Origin of the sequence: Staphylococcus sp. NAM3COL9, from assembly GCF_001431205.1 — a bacterium.
GTDB lineage: Bacteria > Bacillota > Bacilli > Staphylococcales > Staphylococcaceae > Staphylococcus.
The window spans coordinates 1-22794 of sequence record NZ_LGPC01000010.1; the positions used below are offsets into that span (position 1 = coordinate 1).

General features: G+C 34.4%; 22 protein-coding genes and 1 riboswitch. Of the genes, 12 read left to right on the plus strand and 10 right to left on the minus strand.

All coding sequences use genetic code 11. The features are described 5' to 3' along the window. The 6 genes from qoxD to folD all read right to left on the minus strand — a co-directional run. Nucleotides 1-266: cytochrome aa3 quinol oxidase subunit IV (gene qoxD / locus ACA31_RS02520; protein WP_057511560.1), on the minus strand; the 266-nt coding region annotated here is incomplete at its 3' end. Next, nucleotides 263-868 carry a cytochrome aa3 quinol oxidase subunit III gene (gene qoxC, locus ACA31_RS02525; protein WP_057511559.1) on the minus strand — a complete coding sequence of 202 codons (606 nt, stop codon included), beginning with the start codon at nucleotides 866-868 and terminating at the stop codon, nucleotides 263-265. The genes qoxC and qoxD, both read right to left, overlap by 4 nt. Continuing rightward, nucleotides 858-2846, minus strand: a complete 1989-nt coding sequence (qoxB, locus tag ACA31_RS02530) for a cytochrome aa3 quinol oxidase subunit I (RefSeq protein ID WP_057511558.1) — start codon at nucleotides 2844-2846, stop codon at nucleotides 858-860. The genes qoxC and qoxB overlap by 11 nt, the downstream gene beginning before the upstream one ends. Continuing rightward, nucleotides 2846-3967 carry a cytochrome aa3 quinol oxidase subunit II gene (gene qoxA, locus ACA31_RS02535; protein WP_057511557.1) on the minus strand — a complete coding sequence of 374 codons (1122 nt, stop codon included), beginning with the start codon at nucleotides 3965-3967 and terminating at the stop codon, nucleotides 2846-2848. Before qoxA ends, qoxB begins: the two co-directional genes overlap by 1 nt. Nucleotides 3968-4238: 271 nt before the next feature. Then, a complete protein-coding gene (locus ACA31_RS02540) occupies nucleotides 4239-4556 on the minus strand; it encodes a DUF5011 domain-containing protein (protein ID WP_057511812.1) in 318 nt (105 codons plus the stop codon). A gap of 762 nt (nucleotides 4557-5318) precedes the next feature. After that, nucleotides 5319-6176 carry a bifunctional methylenetetrahydrofolate dehydrogenase/methenyltetrahydrofolate cyclohydrolase FolD gene (folD, locus tag ACA31_RS02545; protein WP_057511813.1) on the minus strand — a complete coding sequence of 286 codons (858 nt, stop codon included), beginning with the start codon at nucleotides 6174-6176 and terminating at the stop codon, nucleotides 5319-5321. A gap of 204 nt (nucleotides 6177-6380) precedes the next feature. Here folD and purE point away from each other — a divergent pair, with 204 nt between their 5' ends. Genes purE through purD form a run of 11 tightly spaced genes read left to right on the plus strand, consistent with a single transcriptional unit; the run spans nucleotide 6381 to nucleotide 17614 of the window. Next, nucleotides 6381-6863 carry a 5-(carboxyamino)imidazole ribonucleotide mutase gene (gene purE, locus ACA31_RS02550; protein ID WP_057511814.1) on the plus strand — a complete coding sequence of 161 codons (483 nt, stop codon included), beginning with the start codon at nucleotides 6381-6383 and terminating at the stop codon, nucleotides 6861-6863. Continuing rightward, nucleotides 6850-7983 (plus strand): 5-(carboxyamino)imidazole ribonucleotide synthase, encoded by a 1134-nt coding sequence (purK, locus tag ACA31_RS02555; protein WP_057511815.1) that lies wholly within the window; start codon nucleotides 6850-6852, stop codon nucleotides 7981-7983. Before purE ends, purK begins: the two co-directional genes overlap by 14 nt. Next, nucleotides 7983-8684, plus strand: a complete 702-nt coding sequence (gene purC / locus ACA31_RS02560; protein ID WP_057511816.1) for a phosphoribosylaminoimidazolesuccinocarboxamide synthase — start codon at nucleotides 7983-7985, stop codon at nucleotides 8682-8684. The genes purK and purC overlap by 1 nt, the downstream gene beginning before the upstream one ends. Before the next feature lie 3 nt (nucleotides 8685-8687). Next, complete coding sequence (purS, locus tag ACA31_RS02565; RefSeq protein WP_057511817.1) at nucleotides 8688-8948, plus strand: phosphoribosylformylglycinamidine synthase subunit PurS; 261 nt, start codon at nucleotides 8688-8690, stop codon at nucleotides 8946-8948. Next, complete coding sequence (purQ, locus tag ACA31_RS02570; protein WP_057511818.1) at nucleotides 8948-9619, plus strand: phosphoribosylformylglycinamidine synthase subunit PurQ; 672 nt, start codon at nucleotides 8948-8950, stop codon at nucleotides 9617-9619. The genes purS and purQ overlap by 1 nt, the downstream gene beginning before the upstream one ends. Next, complete coding sequence (gene purL / locus ACA31_RS02575) at nucleotides 9612-11801, plus strand: phosphoribosylformylglycinamidine synthase subunit PurL (protein ID WP_057511819.1); 2190 nt, start codon at nucleotides 9612-9614, stop codon at nucleotides 11799-11801. Before purQ ends, purL begins: the two co-directional genes overlap by 8 nt. Next, nucleotides 11780-13267 (plus strand): amidophosphoribosyltransferase, encoded by a 1488-nt coding sequence (gene purF / locus ACA31_RS02580; RefSeq protein ID WP_057511820.1) that lies wholly within the window; start codon nucleotides 11780-11782, stop codon nucleotides 13265-13267. Before purL ends, purF begins: the two co-directional genes overlap by 22 nt. Further along, nucleotides 13260-14288 carry a phosphoribosylformylglycinamidine cyclo-ligase gene (gene purM / locus ACA31_RS02585; protein WP_057511821.1) on the plus strand — a complete coding sequence of 343 codons (1029 nt, stop codon included), beginning with the start codon at nucleotides 13260-13262 and terminating at the stop codon, nucleotides 14286-14288. The genes purF and purM overlap by 8 nt, the downstream gene beginning before the upstream one ends. Before the next feature lie 2 nt (nucleotides 14289-14290). Then, nucleotides 14291-14857, plus strand: a complete 567-nt coding sequence (gene purN, locus ACA31_RS02590; RefSeq protein ID WP_057511822.1) for a phosphoribosylglycinamide formyltransferase — start codon at nucleotides 14291-14293, stop codon at nucleotides 14855-14857. 16 nt (nucleotides 14858-14873) lie between these two features. Beyond that, a complete protein-coding gene (gene purH, locus ACA31_RS02595) occupies nucleotides 14874-16352 on the plus strand; it encodes a bifunctional phosphoribosylaminoimidazolecarboxamide formyltransferase/IMP cyclohydrolase (protein ID WP_057511823.1) in 1479 nt (492 codons plus the stop codon). A 23-nt stretch (nucleotides 16353-16375) separates the two neighbouring features. Beyond that, nucleotides 16376-17614, plus strand: coding sequence for a phosphoribosylamine--glycine ligase (gene purD, locus ACA31_RS02600; protein WP_057511824.1), 1239 nt, complete (start codon nucleotides 16376-16378; stop codon nucleotides 17612-17614). Nucleotides 17615-17737: 123 nt separating this feature from the next. On the opposite strand, the gene ACA31_RS02605 is transcribed toward purD, so the two are convergent. The 4 genes from ACA31_RS02605 to graF form a co-directional block, all read right to left on the minus strand. Further along, nucleotides 17738-18544 (minus strand): energy-coupling factor transporter transmembrane component T family protein, encoded by an 807-nt coding sequence (locus tag ACA31_RS02605; protein WP_057511825.1) that lies wholly within the window; start codon nucleotides 18542-18544, stop codon nucleotides 17738-17740. Further along, on the minus strand, nucleotides 18537-19958 hold the full coding sequence (locus ACA31_RS02610) for an ABC transporter ATP-binding protein (protein WP_057511826.1): 1422 nt from the start codon (nucleotides 19956-19958) through the stop codon (nucleotides 18537-18539). Before ACA31_RS02610 ends, ACA31_RS02605 begins: the two co-directional genes overlap by 8 nt. 12 nt (nucleotides 19959-19970) lie before the next feature. Beyond that, complete coding sequence (locus ACA31_RS02615) at nucleotides 19971-20546, minus strand: ECF transporter S component (protein ID WP_057511827.1); 576 nt, start codon at nucleotides 20544-20546, stop codon at nucleotides 19971-19973. Between the two features lie 83 nt (nucleotides 20547-20629). After that, nucleotides 20630-20731: riboswitch (TPP riboswitch) on the minus strand. Nucleotides 20732-21031: 300 nt separating this feature from the next. After that, entirely contained in the window at nucleotides 21032-21166 is a 135-nt protein-coding gene (graF, locus tag ACA31_RS13415) for a glycopeptide resistance-associated protein GraF (RefSeq protein WP_216634268.1), read from the minus strand. A gap of 258 nt (nucleotides 21167-21424) precedes the next feature. Here graF and auxA point away from each other — a divergent pair, with 258 nt between their 5' ends. After that, nucleotides 21425-22726, plus strand: a complete 1302-nt coding sequence (auxA, locus tag ACA31_RS02620; protein WP_057511828.1) for a lipoteichoic acid stability factor AuxA — start codon at nucleotides 21425-21427, stop codon at nucleotides 22724-22726. The last annotated feature ends 68 nt before the right edge of the window (nucleotides 22727-22794 follow it).

Below are 22794 nucleotides of genomic sequence, written 5' to 3' on the forward strand. Positions count from 1 at the left end.
TGCATTACCCAATAAGTACCAATAACAGTAATTAAAGTAATGATAATCGCAAATACAACTTTAAATGCTTGTAAGTTTCCGTTTTTACCTTCAGTTAAGTGCATAAACATTAATAATTGAACTGCAGCCTGTATAAAAGCAAAACCAAAAATGATGGTAATCTTAACGTTAAGTTCCATAGATGTGTATAAAGTTACAAACACTGCTAATATTGTCAGAACGATTGAGGCAATAAAACCTACTGTGTGTTTTACTATTGTATTCATCCGCTAAACACCATCCCTATCATATATACGGCAGTGAAGATGAAGATCCATACAACATCTAAAAAGTGCCAATATAAACTTACTATAAATAATTTAGGAGCATTGTCTTTATTTAATCCTCGCATTGCGATCTGGATTAATAAACAGATAATCCAGACGATACCTAACGATACGTGGGCACCATGCGTTCCTAATAGTATAAAGAAACTAGACCAATAAGAACCAATCGAAAGATTAACACCCTCATGCACATAGTGTGTGAATTCATAGATTTCAAAGCCTACGAATACCATACCTAATAGTACAGTGATAATCATCCAAATCATCATTAATTTTTCTTTTTCTTTTCTCATGTAGTAAATTGCAATACCACATGTATAAGAACTAATTAATAAAGCAAATGTCATTATCAAAACGAGCGGTAATTCAAATAACTCGGTAGTCATTTTACCAGCATAATCGCCACCATGTTGCAGTGTTAGTAACGCTGCAAATAACGTACCGAATAATGAGAATTCAGCTGTAAGGAAAATCCAAAAGCCAAGCTTATTTAATTCACCTTCATGCGAACGTTGATCAATTGTGTTTGCATCATGACTCATGACTTACAGCCTCCTTTTCTTTTATTCGTGCTTCACGTAAACGTTTTTCAGTCTCCATTACTTCAGAAGCTGGAATGTGATAACCGTGATCTACTTGGAAACTACGATAAATCATAGTGCCAAAGATACCAATTAAGCAAAGAATAGCTGGTAGTAATGTTTCAAATACTAGGAAGAAACCACCAATAGTGAAGAATATTCCCATGAATACACCAACTGGGGTATTATTCGGCATGTGGATATCTGTGTAATTATGGTTATCTAAATAATGACGACCATGTTCTTTCATATCAACAAATGTATCGTAGTCGTTCCAATCTGGCGTGATAGCAAAGTTGTATTTAGGTGGCATCGCTGAAGCAGTTGACCATTCTAGTGTACGACCTAAACCATCCCAGTTATCACCAGTTAATTCACGTGGTGCTTTGAAGAAGCTGTAAACAATACTTGCAACTAAGAACATAAAGCCTAATGCCATTAATAGAGCACCGAAAGTTGAGATTACGTTTAATAACCACCAACCATCTTCTGGCATGTAAGTATATAAACGACGTGGCATACCGTCAAGACCAAGTATAAATTGAGGTATGAAACAAATGTTGAAACCGATTACAAAGAACCAGAAGCAGAATTTGTTTAACGTTTCGTTTAACTTAAATCCAGTCATCTTAGGCCACCAGAATATTAAAGCTCCTAGACAGGCAAGTACAACACTGGATACTAACGTGTAGTGGAAATGCGCCACTAGGAAGTATGTGTTGTGGTATTGGTAATCTGCTGCTGCCATAGAAAGCATAATACCAGTTACTCCACCTATTAGGAAGTTGGGGATAAATGCTAGTGAGAATAACATTGGTGACTCGAACGTAATTCGGCCTTGGTAAAGCGTGAACAACCAGTTAAATATTTTAACACCAGTTGGTATACCGATAAGCATGGTTGAAATTGAGAAGAATGAGTTGATTAACGCACCATTACCCATTGTGAAGAAATGATGAACCCAAACTAAAAAGCTTAAGAACGCAATACCTGCCGTTGCCCAAACCATGCTTTGGTGGCCGAATAGGCGTTTACGCGCAAATGTTGGAATAATTTCAGAGTATATACCGAATGCTGGAAGGGCAACAATATAAACTTCAGGGTGCCCCCATACCCAGAAGAAGTTAGCCCAAAGCATTGGCATACCACCATTTGCTACTGCAAAAAATGCAGTATCGAAGATTCTATCTGTTGTGAATAGTGCTAATGTAACTGTTAATACTGGAAAAGCCAAGATAATGAGTAAGGCTGTAATGAAAGTAGTAACCGTAAACATTGGCATTTCCATAAATTTCATTGTAGGTGTTTTCATTCTAAGTATGGTTACGAAGAAGTTAATACCTGTCATCAGTGTACCGATACCAGAAATCTGAATTGCAATTAAGTAATAATTGACACCTGGTCCGGGACTGAATTCACCTGCCAGTGGTGCATAGTTAGTCCAACCAGCTGCAGGTGAGCCCCCGATTATAAATGACAAGTTGAATAAAATCATACCTGAGAAGAATAACCAGAAACTTACGCTATTTAATACAGGGAATGCAACGTCTCGAGCACCAATTTGTAAAGGTACAATGACATTCCACAAACCAAATATGAAAGGCATTGCCATAAAGATAATCATGATAACACCGTGTGTACTAAAAACTTCGTTATAGTGATTTGAGTCCAAAAACGTATTGTTAGGAATCGCTAATTGTGTACGCATCATTAATGCGTCAATACCACCACGAACGAACATTAATACGGCACAGATTAAATACATTGCCCCGATTTTCTTATGGTCGATAGATGTGAACCATTCTCTGTATAAATATTTCCATAATTTAAAATAAGTAATTACTGCGATTAGTCCAATGATTCCAAATGGGGCACCGATTTGTGCCATTGTAATCATCCAAGAACCTTTAACGAGTAACTGATCCCATGGAAAATCCATTAATGTCCACCTCCAGATTCATGCTCTTTTTTCTCTAATTCAGATGCTTTTTCGTCTTTAGCACCTTTAGAGATTTTGTCCATTTCATCGACGTTATGTGTTTCCTCGTCTTTGAATTCACTATCGTATGGTTCGTTGTTGCCAAGAATCATGGCTTTCATACCATGTCTCTCATAGTTCGCATTTGTGATTTGCGGTTTACGTGCAGGTTGATCTGGTTTATCTAACACATCTTCAGTTAATTCTTTTTCAGTGTTAAAGTTTGGATCTTTTTGTACGTAATTGTAGCGATCATAAGCGTAGAAAATATACTCAGGATCTGCTGCAGCATCAACAAATGCTAGATGAGTACCACTGAAAGTTAAGTTTTCATTTTCAGTAGTTGGTAAAAGTTGCTTATCAAAGGTATCTTGATCTAATTCTTTTTTACTTTGAGCATCTTTGACCCAATCTTTAAATTCACTTTGACTTACTGAATTAACATCAAAAGTTTGACGAGCAAACCCTTCGCCGTTGAAGTTTGAGTTACGTCCACGGAACGTACCTTCTTCGCTAGCTGTTAACGTCCAGTCCATAGTCATACCTGTCATCGCATATTTCTGACCACCAAGTTGTGGAATCCAGAAACTTGTCATCATATCCATTGATTGGAGTTTGAAAACAACAGGGCGATCTTTCGGAATAGTTAAGTGATTAACCGTTTCGATTTTTTCTTCAGGATAACTAAAGAACCACTTATAACCAGCACTTGTAGCATAAACTACAATAGGATCATCCTTTTTATCTGGCGTTTCCTCATAATTGTAAAGTGATTTAACCGTTGGAATGGCTAAAGCAATTAGAATGATGACCGGAATGATAAACCAAATGGTTTCCATTAAAACACTGTGGTGCATCTTACCTGTTTCCTCAGTCTTACTGATTCTATATTTGAATAGAAAGACTGTGAACAAGAGAATTACGACGGCAACGATAACAAGCATGAAGATGATTGAATACATAATCAAGAACTTCGAATCACTTGCCATTGGCCCTTTTGGGTTTAAAACTTCTACATTCTCACAACCACTAAGTAAAATTAGCGAGCCAAAGAGTAGAAGCAAAGACTTAAATTTTGACACTTTTTTGACCTCCTAATACTACAATTGTAGGGCTTAACATCAATTTTAAGATATTACGCAATTATTACAAGTGTTTGTGCGAAAAAAAATATTGTAAAATTAAAGGAAACCCAACAGAACCAATGTCTGGCGGGCTTTTAAAGATTTGTTAAAATTATGTGTACATTTTGTGAAAAGTGTCATAATTAAGTCGAAAGAGTAATTTTGTCTTAAAAACTATGATAATCGTTATCATTTATAATTTCATGAGACTATGTATGGAATCTATGTGCTACTTAACTTCAACATAGCGTATAGATTTTTTTATAGCGCCATTTGAATCTTCAACTTTATATTCAACTTTGTACTTTCCAGTTTTGTTTGTATTTATATCTCCATCAACGGTAATTTTATGAGTTAAATCGCCATCTTCTTTATCAAAGGCACTTACACCATTAAATAAATTGTAATCGTCACCTTTTTCGATGATTGTATCATTAGTACCTTTTAGTTCTGGTATTGAATTATCAGTAGCTTCTGCACTTAAGTTAGGTGACACTAGCGTAGCAGATACACCTAATGCTGATAATGACTGTATTAGTTTGTTCATAACGTTAACCTCCGTATGACCGTCATTTATTTTATTCAACTATACTTTAAATAAGTTTAGAATACATCGTACTATAGTCCTAATATAACTTATGACTTTGAATCTAGTTGTAATTTTCAGTAAACATTCAGTTAATTTTTATCGAGGTAATATATTATTGTAGATATAGAAATTAGAAAATTGGAATATCATGTAAAAAACACTATTAAATAGTAGAAGGTGAGTTTAAATTATTTACTTTTACTGTCCAAAGAGATGTTGATATGGGTTAAGAAGATGAAGTTTCTACAATAATAAATGATGAATTTAAGGTAGGTCACTTTATTTATTTATCTGCAACAGTAGACATCTTTATTTTATTAATATGTCTACACTGCAATTATTTAATAGTAAGTTAGAAAACATAGCAACAGCGAAAGAAAATGTTGAATATATTATTCATTACTAAACTGCGCAATATTATATAGTAAAATTTCATCTGTAACAGTTTATTACAAAATGTTCAAAAATATATGTATATAGAGGAAGCTTTTTCTTAAAATCTATTATCACAACTTCATGAGCAACAGGCGCAGATGAATCGAAAATACATTTTGAATGATTTATATTTAAAATAAGTGTCGTTACGCAACTATTATTTAAAAGGAACATTTGAATTTTGAATATTATATAAAAAGAGATTTTAGATGTCACAAAGTGATATCTAAAATCTCTTTATTTATATATTAATAGTAACAATGCGCACTTAGCATTCACTAATAATTATTCAATGCCTCTACGCATTTTTTCCGCCACAAGCGTATTATTTAAAACCATTGTGATGGTCATTGGGCCGACGCCACCAGGAACTGGAGTAATTGCGCCTGCAACTTCTTTTACTTCATCGTATGCGATATCACCTTTTAATTTACCATTTTCGTCTGGTGTGTTACCAACATCAATCACAACTGCGCCTTCTTTGACATCTTCTTTTGTAACTAATCCCGGACGACCGACAGCACTAACGATGACATCAGCATTTTTTAAATGACTGTGCATATCCTTAGTTCTTGAATGAAGAATCGTAACAGATGCATTTTTTTGTAATAATAATTTAGATATTGGTTGTCCTACGATATGACTACGTCCGATAACAACTGCATCTTTACCTTCTAAATCAATTTCAGCATGATTCAATAATTCCATAATACCTAACGGTGTACATGGAACGAAAGTTTGTTGGTCTATATAAAGTTTACCAATATTTTCAGGGTGGAAGCCATCCACATCTTTTGCTGGATCTATAGCTTCTATAACTTTTTGTTCACTTACTTGTTTTGGTAAAGGTACTTGTACTAATATACCGCTCACAGTATCATCTTCATTTAAACGTTTGAGTTCGTTTAAAACTTCTTCTTCAGATGTTGATGAATCTAAATGTACGATTTCAGAAATCATACCAATTTTTTCTGCTGCTTTCTTTTTAGAATTCACATAACTTTGACTTGCACCATCGTTACCTACGAGTATTACAGATAGTTTAGGTGTATAACCCTTAGATTGCAATGCTTCAACTTGATCTTTAAGACCTTGTCTGTATTCTTTTGCAATTTGTTTTCCGTCTAAAATTTTAGCGACCATGAAAAAATCCTCCTCCAATATGTGTACTTTACTTAACTTTAACATAAAAAACTTGATGGATATCAATCAAAAGACGTAGATTGAATCATTTTTTTGATTTAAAGTTCGATTTTTGATTGAAAAACCATTGTTTAGTTGTTATGCTATATCTGTAATATACATCTAATAGTAGTAACATTTCAAATTTCTGAAAGGGTGTTCAGTGTGAAAGTGGTAGTTATAATGGGGAGTTCTTCTGATTGGGAGACAATGAAAGAAAGTTGCCTTATGCTAGATCAATTAGAAATTCCTTACGACAAAAAAGTAATTTCAGCGCATCGTACGCCACAATTAATGTTTGAATTTTCTAAAGAAGCAAGAGAAAAAGGATACGATGTCATTATTGCTGGAGCAGGTGGCGCAGCACATTTACCAGGTATGGTAGCTTCAATGACAACATTACCTGTGATTGGTGTACCAATTGAGTCCAAAAGTTTAAAAGGATTAGATTCGCTATTATCTATAGTACAAATGCCAGGAGGAATACCAGTAGCAACAACTGCGATAGGTAAAGCTGGCGCTACAAATGCAGGCGTATTAGCTGCTAGGATTTTAAGCATTGGTAATAAAAAAGTCCAAAAGAATTTGGAAAATTTCGAAAAATCATTAGTTGAGAAAGTGAGTGAAATGCAACATGAGCTTCAGTAAATTAAAATTCGGTTCCACTATTGGCATTATTGGCGGAGGCCAGTTAGGTAAAATGATGGCACAGTCTGCACAAAAAATGGGATTTAAGGTCATCGTACTCGATCCAGATCAAGAATGCCCATGTCAATATGTTGCACATGGATTTATTAATGCTGCTTACGATAATCAAGAGGCATTAAATCAACTTGGTGAATCATCAGACGTCATTACTTACGAATTTGAAAATATTTCAGCTAGTCAACTGCAAACACTAGTCTCAAAATACAATATTCCTCAAGGCTATCAAGCAATTCAGTTGCTACAAGACCGATTGACAGAAAAACAAACATTGCAAGCAGCACAAACTCAAATTGCGCCATTCGTTCAATTATCTGGACCAAGTGATTTGAAAAAAGCAATTGAAACAATTGGTTATCCATTTATCGTAAAAACACGTTTCGGTGGTTATGATGGGAAAGGCCAAGTTTTAGTTAAAGACGCAACTTATATTGAGGAAGCAAAGTTACTTGTTGACGAACAAGAATGTGTAGCCGAACAATTCTTAGACTTACAAAAAGAAGTTTCACTTACAGTAACGATTGGCAATGATAACCAAATTACGTACTTTCCACTCCAAGAAAATGAACATCAAAATCAAATGCTTTTTAAAACAATTGTACCAGCCCGTACAGATATCGAAAAAGAACAAGAAGCACAAAATGAAGTTAAAAAAATTATTGACCATATCCATTTTGTAGGCACATTTACAGTAGAATTCTTTGTCGATGCGCAAAATCATTTATATGTTAATGAAATTGCGCCGAGACCACATAATTCGGGACACTATTCCATAGAAGCGTGTGATTACTCTCAATTTGACACACATATATTGGCAATTACAGGACAAAAATTACCGCAATCCATTGAATTGCTAAAACCTGCGGTAATGATGAATTTATTAGGTAGAGATTTAGATCTTTTAGAAGATCAATTTGCTGACCATCCAGATTGGCATGTGCATATATATGGTAAAAGTACACGTAAAGCAGATAGAAAAATGGGTCATTTAACTGTTTTAACTAATGATGTGACTCGTTCTGAAGAAACATTGCTAAACACATTTGAAGGGAGATACAACTAATGTCTTTGTTATATGAAGGAAAAGCGAAAAGAATTTTCTCAACTGGAGAACCTGAAATACTACGCGTTGAATATAAAGATGAAGTGACAGCTGGAAATGGGGCGAAAAAAGACTTTATAGAAGGTAAAGGGCGATTGAACAATCAAATTACTTCTAGAATATTTAATTTTATAAAAGCTCAAGGTGTAAATAGTCACTTTATTGAACAAACTTCTGAAACTGAACAACTCGTGAAATCAGTAGATATTATTCCTTTGGAAGTAGTAGTAAGAAATATTGCAGCTGGTTCTATAACAAAGAGATTAGGTTTTGAAAAAGGCCATGAATTTGATGATCCACTTGTAGAGTTCTTCTACAAAAATGATGATTTAAATGATCCATTGATTACAGAAGATCATATTAAGTTATTACACATAGCGACAGATGATGAAATTGCTATTTTAAAAGAATCGGCTAAAGAGATCAACATGATACTCATCCAATTAATGAATAAAATAGATTTGAGATTAGTAGACTTTAAAATTGAATTTGGGCGTACGACAGAGGGTCAAATTATACTAGCTGACGAAATTTCACCAGACACTTGTCGCATATGGGATAAATATAGCGATACAAATTTTGATAAAGATGTATATCGTGAAGACACAGGATCAATTATTGAAACATATCAAACTTTCTTAAATAAATTGGAGGCACTATAAAATATGAAAACAATCGAATTACACATCACATTACAACCACAAGTACTTGATACACAAGGACAAGCATTGAACCGCGCAGTACATGATTTAGGATATAAACAAGTAAATGATATTCGTGTAGGTAAAGTTTTATATATGACAATTGATGAAGCAACAGACGAAGCTGTACACAACGTGATTACAACACTAAGTGAAAAATTATTTGCTAACACTGTAATTGAAGAATATAGTTACAAAGTTTTGGATGAAGGAGAGAAAGCTTAATGAAATTTGCAGTGTTGAAATTTCCAGGATCTAACTGTGACCGAGATATGTGTAACGCGGCAGTGAAATCTGGTGTCCAAGCAGAATTTGTTGATTATAGAAATACTTCTTTAGAAGGGTTTGATGGTGTACTTATACCTGGCGGATTCTCATTTGGGGATTACTTACGTTCAGGTGCGATGGCGAGTGTTGCACCGATTACCGAAGAAGTTAAACGTTTTGCAAATGAAGGGAAACCGGTTTTAGGTGTATGTAATGGTTTTCAAATTTTAACTGAAATTGGACTGTTACCAGGCGCTTTATTGAACAATGATTCTCACTTATTTGTTAGCCGTAATGAAACTTTAAAAGTTGTAAATAATAAAACCATGTATACCAATTTATATGAAGCGAATGAAGAAGTAATTTATCCAGTTGCACATGGTGAAGGACATTATTATTGTACACCAGAAATGTATAAAGCATTAGAAGCAAATAACCAAATTATTTTAAAATATCTGGACAATCCGAATGGTTCATATAATGACATTGCTGGAATTATTAATGAAAAAGGAAATGTGTGCGGTATGATGCCGCATCCAGAGCGCGCAATTGAGTCGATTTTAGGCACTGATAGTGGAGTGAAATTATTTGAAGCAATGGTAAATAGTTGGAGGGAACAAAATGTCTAAATTTTTAGAACCAAGTTCAGAGGAAATTAAATTAGAATGCTTATATAAAGATATGGGTTTAACTAATAAAGAATACGACAAAGTTTGTGAAATCTTAGGACGTGAACCTAATTTTACTGAAATAGGTATTTTTTCTGTAATGTGGAGTGAGCATTGTTCATACAAACATTCAAAACCATTTTTAACACAATTTCCAACTTCTGGTAAACATGTATTGATGGGGCCAGGTGAAGGCGCTGGTGTCGTGGATATTGGCGATGATCAAGCAGTAGTATTCAAGGTTGAATCACATAATCATCCTTCAGCAGTAGAACCTTATCAAGGCGCAGCTACAGGTGTGGGCGGTATCATCAGAGATATCGTTTCTATGGGTGCGAGACCTATCAATTTATTAAATAGTTTACGCTTCGGTGAGTTAACAGAGAAACAAAACCGTCGTTTATTACGTGGTGTTGTCGCTGGTATTGGGGGCTATGGTAACTGTATTGGCATCCCAACTACTGCAGGCGAAATTGAGTTCGATAGTAGATATGATGGCAACCCTTTAGTTAATGCTATGTGTGTAGGTGTTATCGACCATGACATGATTCAAAAAGGGACTGCAAAAGGTGAAGGCAATCCAGTGATTTATGTTGGATTAAAAACTGGTCGCGATGGTATTCATGGTGCTACATTCGCATCTGAAGAACTAAGTGAAGATAGTGAAAGTAAACGACCATCTGTTCAAATTGGTGATCCATTTGTTGGTAAAAAATTAATGGAAGCAACGCTTGAAGCAATTACTTTTGACGAACTTGTAGGTATACAAGATATGGGCGCAGCCGGACTTACTTCCTCATCTTCAGAGATGGCAGCAAAAGGTGGCAGTGGCTTACATCTTAAACTTGAAAAAGTCCCGACTAGAGAAGAAGGCATTTCACCATATGAAATGATGCTTTCTGAAACACAAGAACGTATGTTGCTTGTTGTTGAAAAAGGTACAGAAGATAAATTTTTAGAATTATTCGACAAACATGAACTAGATAGCGCAGTAATTGGTGAAGTGACAGATACAGACCGCTTTGTTCTTACTTATGAAGACGAAGTGTATGCTGACATACCAATACAACCATTATCAGACGAAGCGCCTGTATACATTCTAGAAGGTGAAGTACCAGAATATAATACAGTAAAAAATGATTACAGCAATATTGATGTAGAAAATGTGTTTGATCAATTACTACAACATCCTACGATTGCATCGAAACGTTATTTGTATGAACAATATGATCAACAAGTCGGTGCAAATACAATTGTTAAACCTGGATTACAATCATCCGTAGTACGTGTTGAAGGTACAAATAAAGCTATTGCATCCACAATCGATGGTGAAGCACGTTACGTTTTTAATAATCCATATGAAGGCGGGAAAATGGTTGTTGCTGAAGCATATCGTAACTTAATATCTGTAGGTGCCACGCCGCTAGCGATGACAGATTGTTTAAATTATGGTTCTCCAGAGAATAAAGAAATTTATCAGCAACTTGCAGATTCAACAAAAGGTATGGCAGAAGCTTGTGAAGTATTAAGCACCCCTGTCGTGTCTGGTAACGTTTCGTTATATAACGAAAATAGAGAAACATCTATTTTCCCAACACCAGTTGTAGGTATGGTTGGTTTAATTGAAGATATTCAATATTTTAATGAATTTACTCCTCATTTAGGGGACACTTTATACATTGTTGGTGAAACTAAAGATGATTTTGGCGGAAGTCAAATTGAGAAACTACTTTACAAAGAGGTCAATCATGAGTTTGAAGCGATTGATTTATCAGACGAAGTACGTAAAGGCGAATCTATTAAGCAAGCGATTCGTGATGGGATTGCTTCACATGTACAAACAATTGGTAAGGGTGGTCTATTAGTGACATTGGCTCGTATAAGTGCGCATTATCAATTAGGCATGAACGTTAATTTAGACGTTACAAACGAACAACTCTTTAGTGAGACACAAGGACGTTATATTGTTGCAGTTAAAGAAGGTCAAACGTTCGATGTAGAAAATGCAGTAGAAATTGGTAAATTAACTCAAGATGGCAAATTCTTCGTATCAAACAAGGAAGTCCAAGTATCACGAGAAGTTAAAAATCTGAATGAATTATGGGAAGGAGCTATTCCTAAATGTATGACTACAGTGGATTAAATGAAGAGTGTGGTGTATTTGGAATTTGGAATCATCCGGAAGCTGCACAATTAACATATATGGGGTTACACAGTTTGCAACACCGTGGCCAAGAAGGCGCTGGTATCGTGTGTTCGGATGGTGAATCACTTGTTGGACAACGCGGTATGGGTCTACTTACTGAAGCAATTTCAGATACCCAACTTGAATCTTTTAAATCCTATAAACATGCAATTGGCCATGTGCGTTATGCAACATCTGGTAATAAAGGAATAGAAAATATCCAACCATTTTTATATCATTTTTATGATATGAGTGCCGCAGTTTGTCATAATGGTAACCTAATTAATGCACAAAGTTTAAAAAGATCGTTAGAACATCAGGGATCTATTTTTCATTCTTCATCAGATACAGAAGTAATTATGCATTTAATACGTAGAAGTAAGGCGCCAACTTTTGAAGATGCACTTCAAGAAAGCTTGAGAAAAATCAAAGGTGGCTTTACTTTCGCATTATTAACAAAAGATGCATTATATGGTGCAGTTGATCCTAATGCAATTCGTCCGTTAGTTGTAGGAAAAATGAAGACTGGTGCATATATCATTGCTAGTGAAACATGTGCGATTGATGTACTAGGTGCAGAATTTGTGCAAGATATTCATGCAGGCGAATATGTTGTGATTAATGACGAGGGTATTAGAGTAGAGTCTTATACAAGACATACGACAACTGCAATTTCAGCAATGGAATATATTTATTTCGCAAGACCTGATTCTACGATTGCTGGCAAAAATGTTCATGCGATTAGAAAACAATCAGGCAAACAACTTGCCCAAGAAAGTCCAGCTGACAATGCTGACATGGTCATTGGTGTGCCGAATTCTTCTCTATCTGCAGCTTCAGGTTATGCAGAGGAAAGCGGATTACCTTACGAGATGGGTCTTGTTAAAAATCAATACGTAGCGCGTACATTTATCCAACCTACACAAGAATTGCGAGAACAAGGCGTACGAGTTAAGCTATCTGCAGTTAAAGATATCGTTCATAATAAAAACATTGTACTTGTAGATGATTCGATTGTAAGAGGTACGACAAGTAGACGTATTGTACAAATGCTAAAAGACGCAGGTGCAAATGAAGTACACGTTCGTATCGCATCACCAGAGTTTATGTTCCCAAGTTTTTATGGCATAGACGTCTCGACTACAGCTGAACTGATTTCTGCGAATAAATCGCCTCAAGAAATTAGCGACCATATTGGGTCAGATTCTTTAGCATACTTAACTGTCGATGGACTTATTCAATCTATTGGTCTGAATGAAGATGCACCATACAGTGGTTTATGTGTAGAAAGTTTTACTGGAGATTACCCAGCAGGACTTTATGACTATGAGTCAGACTATCTAGAGCATTTAAGTGAACGTCAAAAAGAATATTTAGCAAATCATACACAATACTTTGATAAAGAGGGGAATTTAAATGTCTAAAGCATACCAACAAGCAGGTGTCGACATTAACGCAGGTTATGAAGCGGTAGAACGTATGTCGAGTCATGTTAAAAGAACGATGCGTAAGGAAGTACTTGGTGGACTTGGCGGTTTCGGCGCAACATTTGATTTGTCACAATTGAATATGAAAGCACCCTTACTTATATCAGGAACTGATGGTGTTGGAACAAAGTTAAAGTTAGCTATAGATAACAATAAGCACGATACGATAGGTGTCGATGCCGTTGCAATGTGTGTGAATGATATTTTAACAACCGGTGCAGAGCCACTTTATTTCTTAGATTATATTGCAACACATAAAGTAATTCCAGAAGTCGTTGAACAGATTGTCAAAGGGGTAAGCGATGGCTGTGAAGAAACAAACACTGCACTTATTGGTGGCGAAACAGCTGAAATGGGAGAAATGTATCACGAAGGAGAATATGATTTAGCAGGTTTTGCTGTAGGCGCTGTAGAAAAAGATGAATATATAGATGGCGCTTCAGTAGCACCAGGACAAGTCATTATAGGTCTTGAATCTAGTGGTATTCATTCAAATGGTTATAGTTTAGTTAGAAATTTAATTGAAAAATCAGGCATTAACTTAAATAATAAGTTCGATGCACAACGCACATACCTAAATGTCTTTTTAGAACCTACACGCTTATATGTTAAACCTGTGCTTGCTGTAAAAAATGAAGTGAAAATACATGCAATGACGCATATTACTGGTGGCGGTTTCTATGAAAACATTCCTAGAGCATTACCTGAAGGAGTTACAGCAAAAATTGATGTGTCACAATTCCCAACACCACAAATATTTGATTGGTTACAAAGACAAGGGGAAATACCAACTGAAGAAATGTATAATGTTTTTAACATGGGCATTGGTTTTACGTTGATTGTCGACAAAGAAAATGAAACAGCGGTGCTAAATATATTGGAACAACAACAAGTTAAGGCATACCAAATTGGTGAAATCGTTAAAGGTGATCAACCAATTCAATTATTGGGGGTATAACTGTGACTAAAATAGCTATTTTTGCGTCAGGATCAGGCAGTAACTTTGAAAGTATCATGACTCAAATCGAAGAAGGTAATTTACCTAATATAGAAGTCACTGCCTTGTACACAGACCAAGTAAGTGCTTATTGCATTGAACGTGCTAGAAAATATAATTTAGATGTTCACATTAATGAACTTAAAAATTTTCCTTCTAAAGCAGATTACGAGCGTAAAATCATCGAATGGCTTACCTCAGAACAAGTAGAATGGGTTGTTCTAGCTGGTTATATGAAGCTGATTGGTGAAAATATATTAAAAGCATACAATAGACGTATTATAAATATACACCCTTCACTGTTACCTAAATATAAAGGTAAAGACGCAGTAGGCCAAGCTTTGGAGAGCGGCGATATGATTACAGGTACAACCGTGCATTATGTGGACAGTGGGATGGACACAGGAGAAATTATCGAACAATGGACATGTGATATATATCCGGACGATACGAAAGAACAACTAGAAGAAAGAATTAAAGTGATGGAACATGAATTATATCCGAAAGTGATATCCAAAATCATTCAATAAGAGGTGCCAATATAAAATGAAAAAAGCAATTTTAAGTGTGTCTAATAAAAGTGGTGTTGTAGCATTTGCCCAATCCTTAAACCAATTAGGTTATGAGTTATATTCTACTGGTGGCACGATGCAAGCTTTAGTAGAAGCAAACGTTCCAGTAAAATCAATTTCAGAATTAACACAATTTGAAGAAATTATGGATGGAAGAGTTAAAACATTACATCCATCTGTTCATGGAGGCATACTAGCTGATCGTGATAAGCCAGAGCATTTACAACAATTAAAAGAGCAACATATTGATCTTATAGATATGGTTGTAGTTAATCTATATCCATTTAAAGAAACTGTAGCGAATCCTGATGTTACAGAAAGCGATGCAATCGAAAACATCGATATCGGTGGACCAACTATGTTACGTGCTGCGGCTAAAAACTATAAGCATGTTACGACAGTCGTACATCCAGCAGATTATAATGAAGTTATCGAAAAATTGAAAAATGACGATTTGGATGAAGTATACCGTAAGTCACTCATGATTAAAGTATTTGATCACACAAATCAATATGACGAAGCGATTGTGGAATTCTTTAAAGATAATAAAGAAAGTCTACGCTATGGCGAAAATCCACAACAATCAGCACAGTTTATTCGTACATCTAGTGCAGCGCACACACTTGGAGGCGCTAAACAATTACATGGTAAACAATTAAGCTATAACAATATTAAAGATGCAGATGCAGCTTTATCACTTGTAAAGCAATTTGAACAACCAGCAGCAGTAGCAGTAAAACATATGAATCCTTGTGGTGTAGGTGTTGGAGAAACAATCAATGATGCTTATCAGTATGCTTTTGAAGCAGATAGTCAATCTATTTTCGGTGGTATCGTCGCTTTAAATAGATCTGTAGATAGCACGTTGGCAGAAACTTTACATGAAATATTCTTAGAAGTTATTATTGCTCCAAAATTCACACAAGAAGCATTAGACATTTTAAGTAAAAAGAAAAATATACGACTTTTAGAAATTGATATGACGATTGATAATAGTGAACAAGAAGTCGTGTCTGTTTCAGGTGGTTATTTAATACAAGATAAAGATAATGTGAAATTAACACGTGACGATATGAAAGTAGTCACAGAAGTTGAACCTACCGAAGTGCAATGGGATGCAATGTTATTAGGATCGAAAGTGGTTGCATCTGTGAAAAGTAACGCAATCATTCTAAGTAATGCGAAACAAACAGTCGGAATTGGCGCAGGACAAATGAACCGTGTTGGGTCAGCAGAAATCGCCATAGAACGTGCGATAGAAATGAATGATCAAGTTGCAATGGTATCAGATGGTTTCTTCCCAATGGATGATACAGTTGAATTAGCAGCTAAGTCAGGTATCAAAGCAATTATTCAGCCAGGCGGTTCAATTAAAGATCAAGCATCTATTGATATGGCAAACAAATATGGTATTGCAATGGTAACTACAGGCGTTCGACACTTTAAACATTAAGGGAATTGGAGGCAATATACTTTATGAAAGTACTCGTAATTGGTGCAGGTGGTAGAGAGCACGTTATAGCGCACAAATTGAAGCAATCACCACTTGTTAATGAAATATTTGCAATCCCAGGTAATGACGCAATGTCGAAAGTTGCACAGGTACATAGTGAAATAGCAGAAACAGCACATGAACAAATTGTAGCATTTGCACAACAACATGATATTACATGGACAATCATTGGCCCTGAGCAACCTTTAACAGAAGGATTAGCTGACAAATTAGAAGCTGCACAAATAAAAGTATTTGGACCTAATCGAGCAGCAGCACAAATTGAAGGTTCAAAATTATTTGCTAAAGAATTAATGAAAAAATATGGTATTCCAACTGCTGAATATACACAAATTACAAATAAGCAAGATGCATTAACTTATATCCGATCATGTGAATATCCAGTCGTATTGAAAAAAGATGGGTTAGCAGCAGGTAAAGGGGTTATCATTGCGGAAAGTTATGAGGAAGCACTATCAGGTATAGAAGAACTTTATCCAGAAGAAGAAGGCATTGTAGTTTTTGAACAATTTCTTGAAGGTGAAGAATTCTCGTTAATGACTTTCGTAAATAATGACTATGCTGTGCCGTTTGATTGTATAGCTCAAGACCATAAACGTGCGTTTGATGGTGACTTAGGTCCGAATACTGGAGGTATGGGTGCGTATTGTCCAGTTCCTCACATTGAGGATTCTATTATCAAACGAACAAATGAAGAAATTGCACAGCCTATTGCACAAGCATTGGTTAGTGAAGGCTACTCATTTTTTGGTGTACTATACATTGGAGCAATTATTACAAATGAAGGACCAAAAGTAATTGAGTTTAATGCCCGTTTCGGCGATCCTGAAGCTCAAGTACTTTTAACTCGTATGGAAAGTGATTTAATGCAGCATATTTTAGATTTAGAAGCTAAAAAACCAATTCAATTTCAATGGAAAGCTGATTCTGTAGTAGGTGTTATGCTTGCATCTAAAGGTTATCCAGCTAAATATGAAAAGGGTAAAACTGTTTCAGGCTTCGATTTAAATGGGCAATACTTTGTGAGTGGATTAAAAAAAGAACAAGATATATATGTGACATCTGGTGGCCGTGTCATCCTGGCCTTAGGTGAAGGCAAAGATATTGCAAGTGCAAAAGCTAAAGCTTATGAAGCAGTCGATAAAATTAAAAGTAATGCATTGTTTTACCGAAAGGACATTAGTGATAAAGCACTTAAATAACAATTAAAGCAATCTATATATGATAAAGAACATTGAATAAGTTATCAAAAAAGCGTTAAGACAAAGTGGTTTAAGTTTTGTCTTAACGCTTTTTTATTTATATTACACGGATCGTAATGAGATTCAGTAAATACTTGTAATACGCACATCATTAATTCCTGTGATTGGAATATATAGTGCTAGGAAATATGCAACGATTAAAATAGAACTTACAACCACGATTAATAAAAAATCTTTATACGAGAAAGGTGCATAATAATAGTATGTTCTAGGTCCGTCTTTAAATCCTTTTTTCTCCATAGCAACTGATAATTGATGCGCTTTTCTGATGTTTTGACTTAGTAGTGGTATTACAAGATGTTTTAAACGTTTAAAGCCTCTATAATTACGTGAATCAATCATTTGATAGCGCATTTTCAATGATTTTCGGAGTTCGAATAATGAAGTGAACATTAAAGGAACCATTCTAATTGCTGCCATAAATGCATAAGCTACTTTAGGTTTAACTTTGAGATGTTGCATAAGACTATAGAAAATCATGACGATTTGTGATGTGAAAGCAATTAAAATTCCAAAAAGAGAAATCGTTGTGGTACGCATTGCTAAGTGCAAACCACGGTATAAACTTTCGGTAGTAATATGAATAAAGCCTAATTTAAATATCGTGTGTATTCCATCACCATAAAAAATCATGAATAAAGCAGATATCAAACTAAAAGTGACAGTAAAGAGTATGAAAATAAAAGTGATCTTGAATTTTAATCCATTAAATAAAAGTAGAAATATCAACATTAATAAAGTTATATAGAGCATGTAATCAAATTGATGTACAAAGATAACAAAGAAAAACAAAATGACTGCAATTGCTAATTTAGTAATAATGTTGACGTCATCAACAAAAGAATAATGTTTTTTCCACATTTCAAACATAAGTATCACCTTTTAATTCAGTTAATTGATGTTGATCGACATGGAGTCTTCGGGTTGGATAACGTGCAATAATTTCTGAATCATGCGTTACCATTACAATCGTTTGTCCATTTTGTATACGTGTTTGGAATAATTTAATAAGGTTAAATGTATTATGACTATCGAGACCAAAAGTAGGTTCATCAAGTAAAATAAAGTCAGAAGATGAACTTAGTGCAATTGCAACGCTTAGACGTCTTTTTTGGCCCATAGACAGTTCATATGGATGCTGTGCTTTAACTGCTTGTAAATTAAGTATTTTAAGCATGTTTTGAGTTTCTTGCTCAGCTGCAACGGTTGAACGTGTTTTATTCTTATATTGAATGTAAATTTCATCATATACAGAATGTGTAATAAATTGTAATTCGGGGTTCTGGTAAACTAAATACATATGCTTTGCGGCATTTTTAATTTTTGATAAAGCATGATTGTTAAAACACATTTTCCCATCATATTTAATGAGTTGCATCATCGATTCTAATAAGGAAGTTTTGCCACTACCATTTGAGCCGGTGATGGTAATCCATTCACCAGCACAGATGTTTAATTCTGGTATGTTAATCAGTTGCTGTTTACCTCGTTTAATCAAGCCATTTTTAAATTTAAAAGCATCCTCTGATTGTTGAGCAGTCGAATTCTTTTGTACTTTAGATGATGGTGGCGCAGATTGCCACGCATTAGGATGCCACACGCCATATTCTGTTAATAGGTGTTCATAGTCATACAATATCTTATAAGGAGGTGCATCGGCTATTATGGCACCATCATAATTTAATAGAATAACACGATCAACATATTGCCAAATATGTTCTACTTTGTGCTCTACAATTAACACAGTTTGATCATGCCACAATGATTTTATTTTTTGCCATAAATCTGCAGTTGCATCCACATCCAGCATTGCAGTTGGCTCATCTAAAAATAGGGTGCTTGCTTGTTGTAACAATGTTTCTGCAATTGCTAATTTTTGTTTCATTCCACCACTCAATTGGTTAATATGTTGATGTTTATCGACGTTTAAATCAACTGCTGACAAGGCAGATTGTATACGGCTTTCCATTTCATTGCGTGGTACCTGCAAATTTTCTAAAACAAAAGCGAGTTCCTCATATACTTTAGGCATACAAAATTGAGTGTCTGGATCTTGGAAAATAACGCCACAATCCTCGTCAATTTGTAATTCGTCATATTTCATAGGTAAATCTATAAGGTTAGGAACGATACCACTTAAAACGTTTAATAATGTACTTTTACCTGAACCAGAAGGACCTAAGAGCAATACTTTTTCTTTGTCTTTTATATGAAGTGTTAAATTATCAAATATTTTATTATGACCGTTAGGGTATTTTAAGCGTAAATTTTTTGTAACTATCAACTTTATTGCTCCTTATAAATTGTCGTAATCGCTCTGAGTTGCAGGTCTGAATAATTTAGTGACACCGGTTTGGTCTAAGGATTTCACAATATAGTAAGATAAAAGTCCTGCCACAACAATTCCACTTATAAGTCTAAATACTATATATAACGTAAGGTTCCAACCAGCTATTTCGCCGAGATAACCGTAAGCAAAGTCCAATGGCAAAGTTGATACTGAGGCTAAGAAACCAGCTAATATTGCAACCATTGCTGAGCGAGATTTATATCTGAAAAGTGCAAAGATGAGTTCACATGCTAATCCTTGTATTAAAGCATAAATCATTGTAGTGATATCAAATCGGCCCATGACTATGGTTTCGCCAGCACCTGCAGCAAATTCGGCTAAGATAGCGATACCTGCTTTAGGAATAATAAGATAAGCTACAATAGCTGCCATAAACCAAGCCCCATAAGTTAGTTCTTCAAAATGAAGACCTGTAACTTGTAGCGCTTTATAGACAAAATTCCAAATATTATAAATGACAGCGAAAACTACTGCTATTAATACAGTTACTAGTATCTCAGAAAGTTTTAATCCTTTTGACATATATACTCCTCCTATATAAAAAAACGCACAACCTTCTAGAAAGGTGCGCGTTAAATACAGGCATACGGATACCATTTTTTAATAAGTATCGCAGTACACTTTCCTACGCTAGTTTAATCTAGATCAGGTTCAAAGGGTTTGAGGGTATACCTCATCTCAGTCACTAAACACCCCTAGTGCGAATGATTATTTAATTTAACTCTAATGTATGATTTTTAATCACTTCTGTCAAGGTCACCAATGAAATAAATCAAAAATATTATATATTTCAAAATATTTTTAGCCTTCCACTATTTAAAAAACCTAGATATACATGGTAAATGAAACATGAGGGAATATGGCAGAAAGATCAAAAAGAGAGCGGAACAGCAATCAAAAAATTGACACTGTATTCTCGCTCTCTCAAAGTAGAACAGCTATCAGACAACTACTACTAGTATATAATTAAGTCTGACACATGTATTTATGCTTAAGTTAAGTTTTAATTAATCAAAACTATCCTGAATGTTTTTTCGCGTTTCTTCGCTATTTTCTTCAGCCAAATCTTTTTTATCTTTTAATTTATCTTCAGTTTCTTTAGCTTTTTTAGCTGCTTTTTTATTTAATTCTTCTTTACTCATGAACAAAACACTCCTTCATGTTTTTAATAACTTATACAACATAAATACCACAAAGAGAAAAAAGTTAAACAAAAGTAGTTATAAAAATAAAGGATAAAACTGCAAAATTAAAAGTTATATTAAATAAATTGTTTAGAGTAAAGGTATAAGTGGAAATTTGACTATACAACTAATTTATATCATACTATAGACTTATTTATTGAGATTATTAAAGACAAGAGCTAAATGTTAATATATAATAACTTTGAGGTGAATGGTATGTCTTTTATGAAGAAACACGCTGAGATATTATATAGTTATATTATAGGCATCGTTTCGCTTTTCACAGGTCTCATCATTTTAATCAATTTACCAATGATTCATAAATTAAATGGCAAAGGTAAAATTGATTTACATATTCATAATGTATGGGATTTTATAAATGCATTTTTTGCTGAAATAATTAGAGTAATGAGCAATTACATAGGGAATTTTCCAGTAGTTAGCGCCATTTTAATAATTATATTTGGCATTGGATTAATTATGCTAGGAATTACTTTATTTAGAACAACACGATATGACTATGATATTTCAATATTCTTTTTAGTTATTGGTATTCTATTCTTTATCATAACGCTAATTTTAATGACCCAAGTTTATAGTTTTTTCGCTATTATTTTCGTAATACCATTTGTAATTCACATTGGTTATATCGTTTATAAAGATGAGCTAAATATAGAACATAGAAAATATCATTATTTATTGATTATTTTCAGTTATGGGTTTAGTTATTTGATAACACAATTGGTGTTATATGGAAGAATTGAGAGTGATGAAATTATACCAATTGACATCTTAAGCGTTAACACATTTTTCATAATTATGTGGTTACTGGGACAAATGTCAATTTGGAATTTCTTATTCTTAAGAAGATCGTTACCATTAACAAAACAGGAATTAGGCGAAGAAGAACCGGAATTATCTAGAACGAGTAAAGACACTGTAACGAACCAAACTATGGAACGTTGGAAAACTTTACAAGACAAAACGACAGAATTTACGCGTAAGACTCGCAGAAGTGTAGATATTCAGAAAGTAAGAGATAAGAGAGATAAATTTATTGAAAAATGGAAGAACATTATTGATATACAAGAAGATGATGTTCCAAACTGGATGAAGAAACCGAAATGGATTAAACCTAGCTATGTAGAATTATTTTGTGGTGCAGTTTTATTATTTTTCACATTAATTGAATTTAATAATAGAAATTCATTATTCGTTTCTGGTGATTGGGAGATTGGCCAAACACAATATGTTATTGAATGGATAACGTTGTTTATCTTAATGATTATCATCATTATTTATATTTTAACGACATTGACGAATTATTTGAAAGGCCGATTTTATTATCTACAATTATTTATGGTAAGTTTATTATTCTTTAAATTATTCACTGAATTTATGAACATCATGGTTCACGGGCTATTACTTTCAATTTTCATTACACCGATTCTATTTATGATGTTAATTGCAGTTGTGATAACGTTTATAATTAAATTGCGAGAACCTTCTAGAGATTAAAAACTTAATAATGTTGTTTGACAAACCTATCTTCCAATCGGTTGGAAGATAGGTTTTTTATTAAGAAA

Coding starts and splice junctions, on each gene's coding strand:
- purC (WP_057511816.1), top strand. CDS start 7,983: ATGTCTTTGTTATATGAAGGAAAAGCGAAAAGAATTTTCTCAACTGGA.
- purQ (WP_057511818.1), top strand. CDS start 8,948: ATGAAATTTGCAGTGTTGAAATTTCCAGGATCTAACTGTGACCGAGAT.
- ACA31_RS02615 (WP_057511827.1), bottom strand. CDS start 20,546: ATGTCAAAAGGATTAAAACTTTCTGAGATACTAGTAACTGTATTAATA.
- purS (WP_057511817.1), top strand. CDS start 8,688: ATGAAAACAATCGAATTACACATCACATTACAACCACAAGTACTTGAT.
- ACA31_RS02605 (WP_057511825.1), bottom strand. CDS start 18,544: ATGTTTGAAATGTGGAAAAAACATTATTCTTTTGTTGATGACGTCAAC.
- qoxC (WP_057511559.1), bottom strand. CDS start 868: ATGAGTCATGATGCAAACACAATTGATCAACGTTCGCATGAAGGTGAA.
- purF (WP_057511820.1), top strand. CDS start 11,780: ATGTATGACTACAGTGGATTAAATGAAGAGTGTGGTGTATTTGGAATT.
- purD (WP_057511824.1), top strand. CDS start 16,376: ATGAAAGTACTCGTAATTGGTGCAGGTGGTAGAGAGCACGTTATAGCG.
- purM (WP_057511821.1), top strand. CDS start 13,260: ATGTCTAAAGCATACCAACAAGCAGGTGTCGACATTAACGCAGGTTAT.
- graF (WP_216634268.1), bottom strand. CDS start 21,166: ATGAGTAAAGAAGAATTAAATAAAAAAGCAGCTAAAAAAGCTAAAGAA.
- purL (WP_057511819.1), top strand. CDS start 9,612: ATGTCTAAATTTTTAGAACCAAGTTCAGAGGAAATTAAATTAGAATGC.
- folD (WP_057511813.1), bottom strand. CDS start 6,176: ATGGTCGCTAAAATTTTAGACGGAAAACAAATTGCAAAAGAATACAGA.
- qoxB (WP_057511558.1), bottom strand. CDS start 2,846: ATGGATTTTCCATGGGATCAGTTACTCGTTAAAGGTTCTTGGATGATT.
- ACA31_RS02540 (WP_057511812.1), bottom strand. CDS start 4,556: ATGAACAAACTAATACAGTCATTATCAGCATTAGGTGTATCTGCTACG.
- purK (WP_057511815.1), top strand. CDS start 6,850: ATGAGCTTCAGTAAATTAAAATTCGGTTCCACTATTGGCATTATTGGC.
- purH (WP_057511823.1), top strand. CDS start 14,874: ATGAAAAAAGCAATTTTAAGTGTGTCTAATAAAAGTGGTGTTGTAGCA.
- auxA (WP_057511828.1), top strand. CDS start 21,425: ATGTCTTTTATGAAGAAACACGCTGAGATATTATATAGTTATATTATA.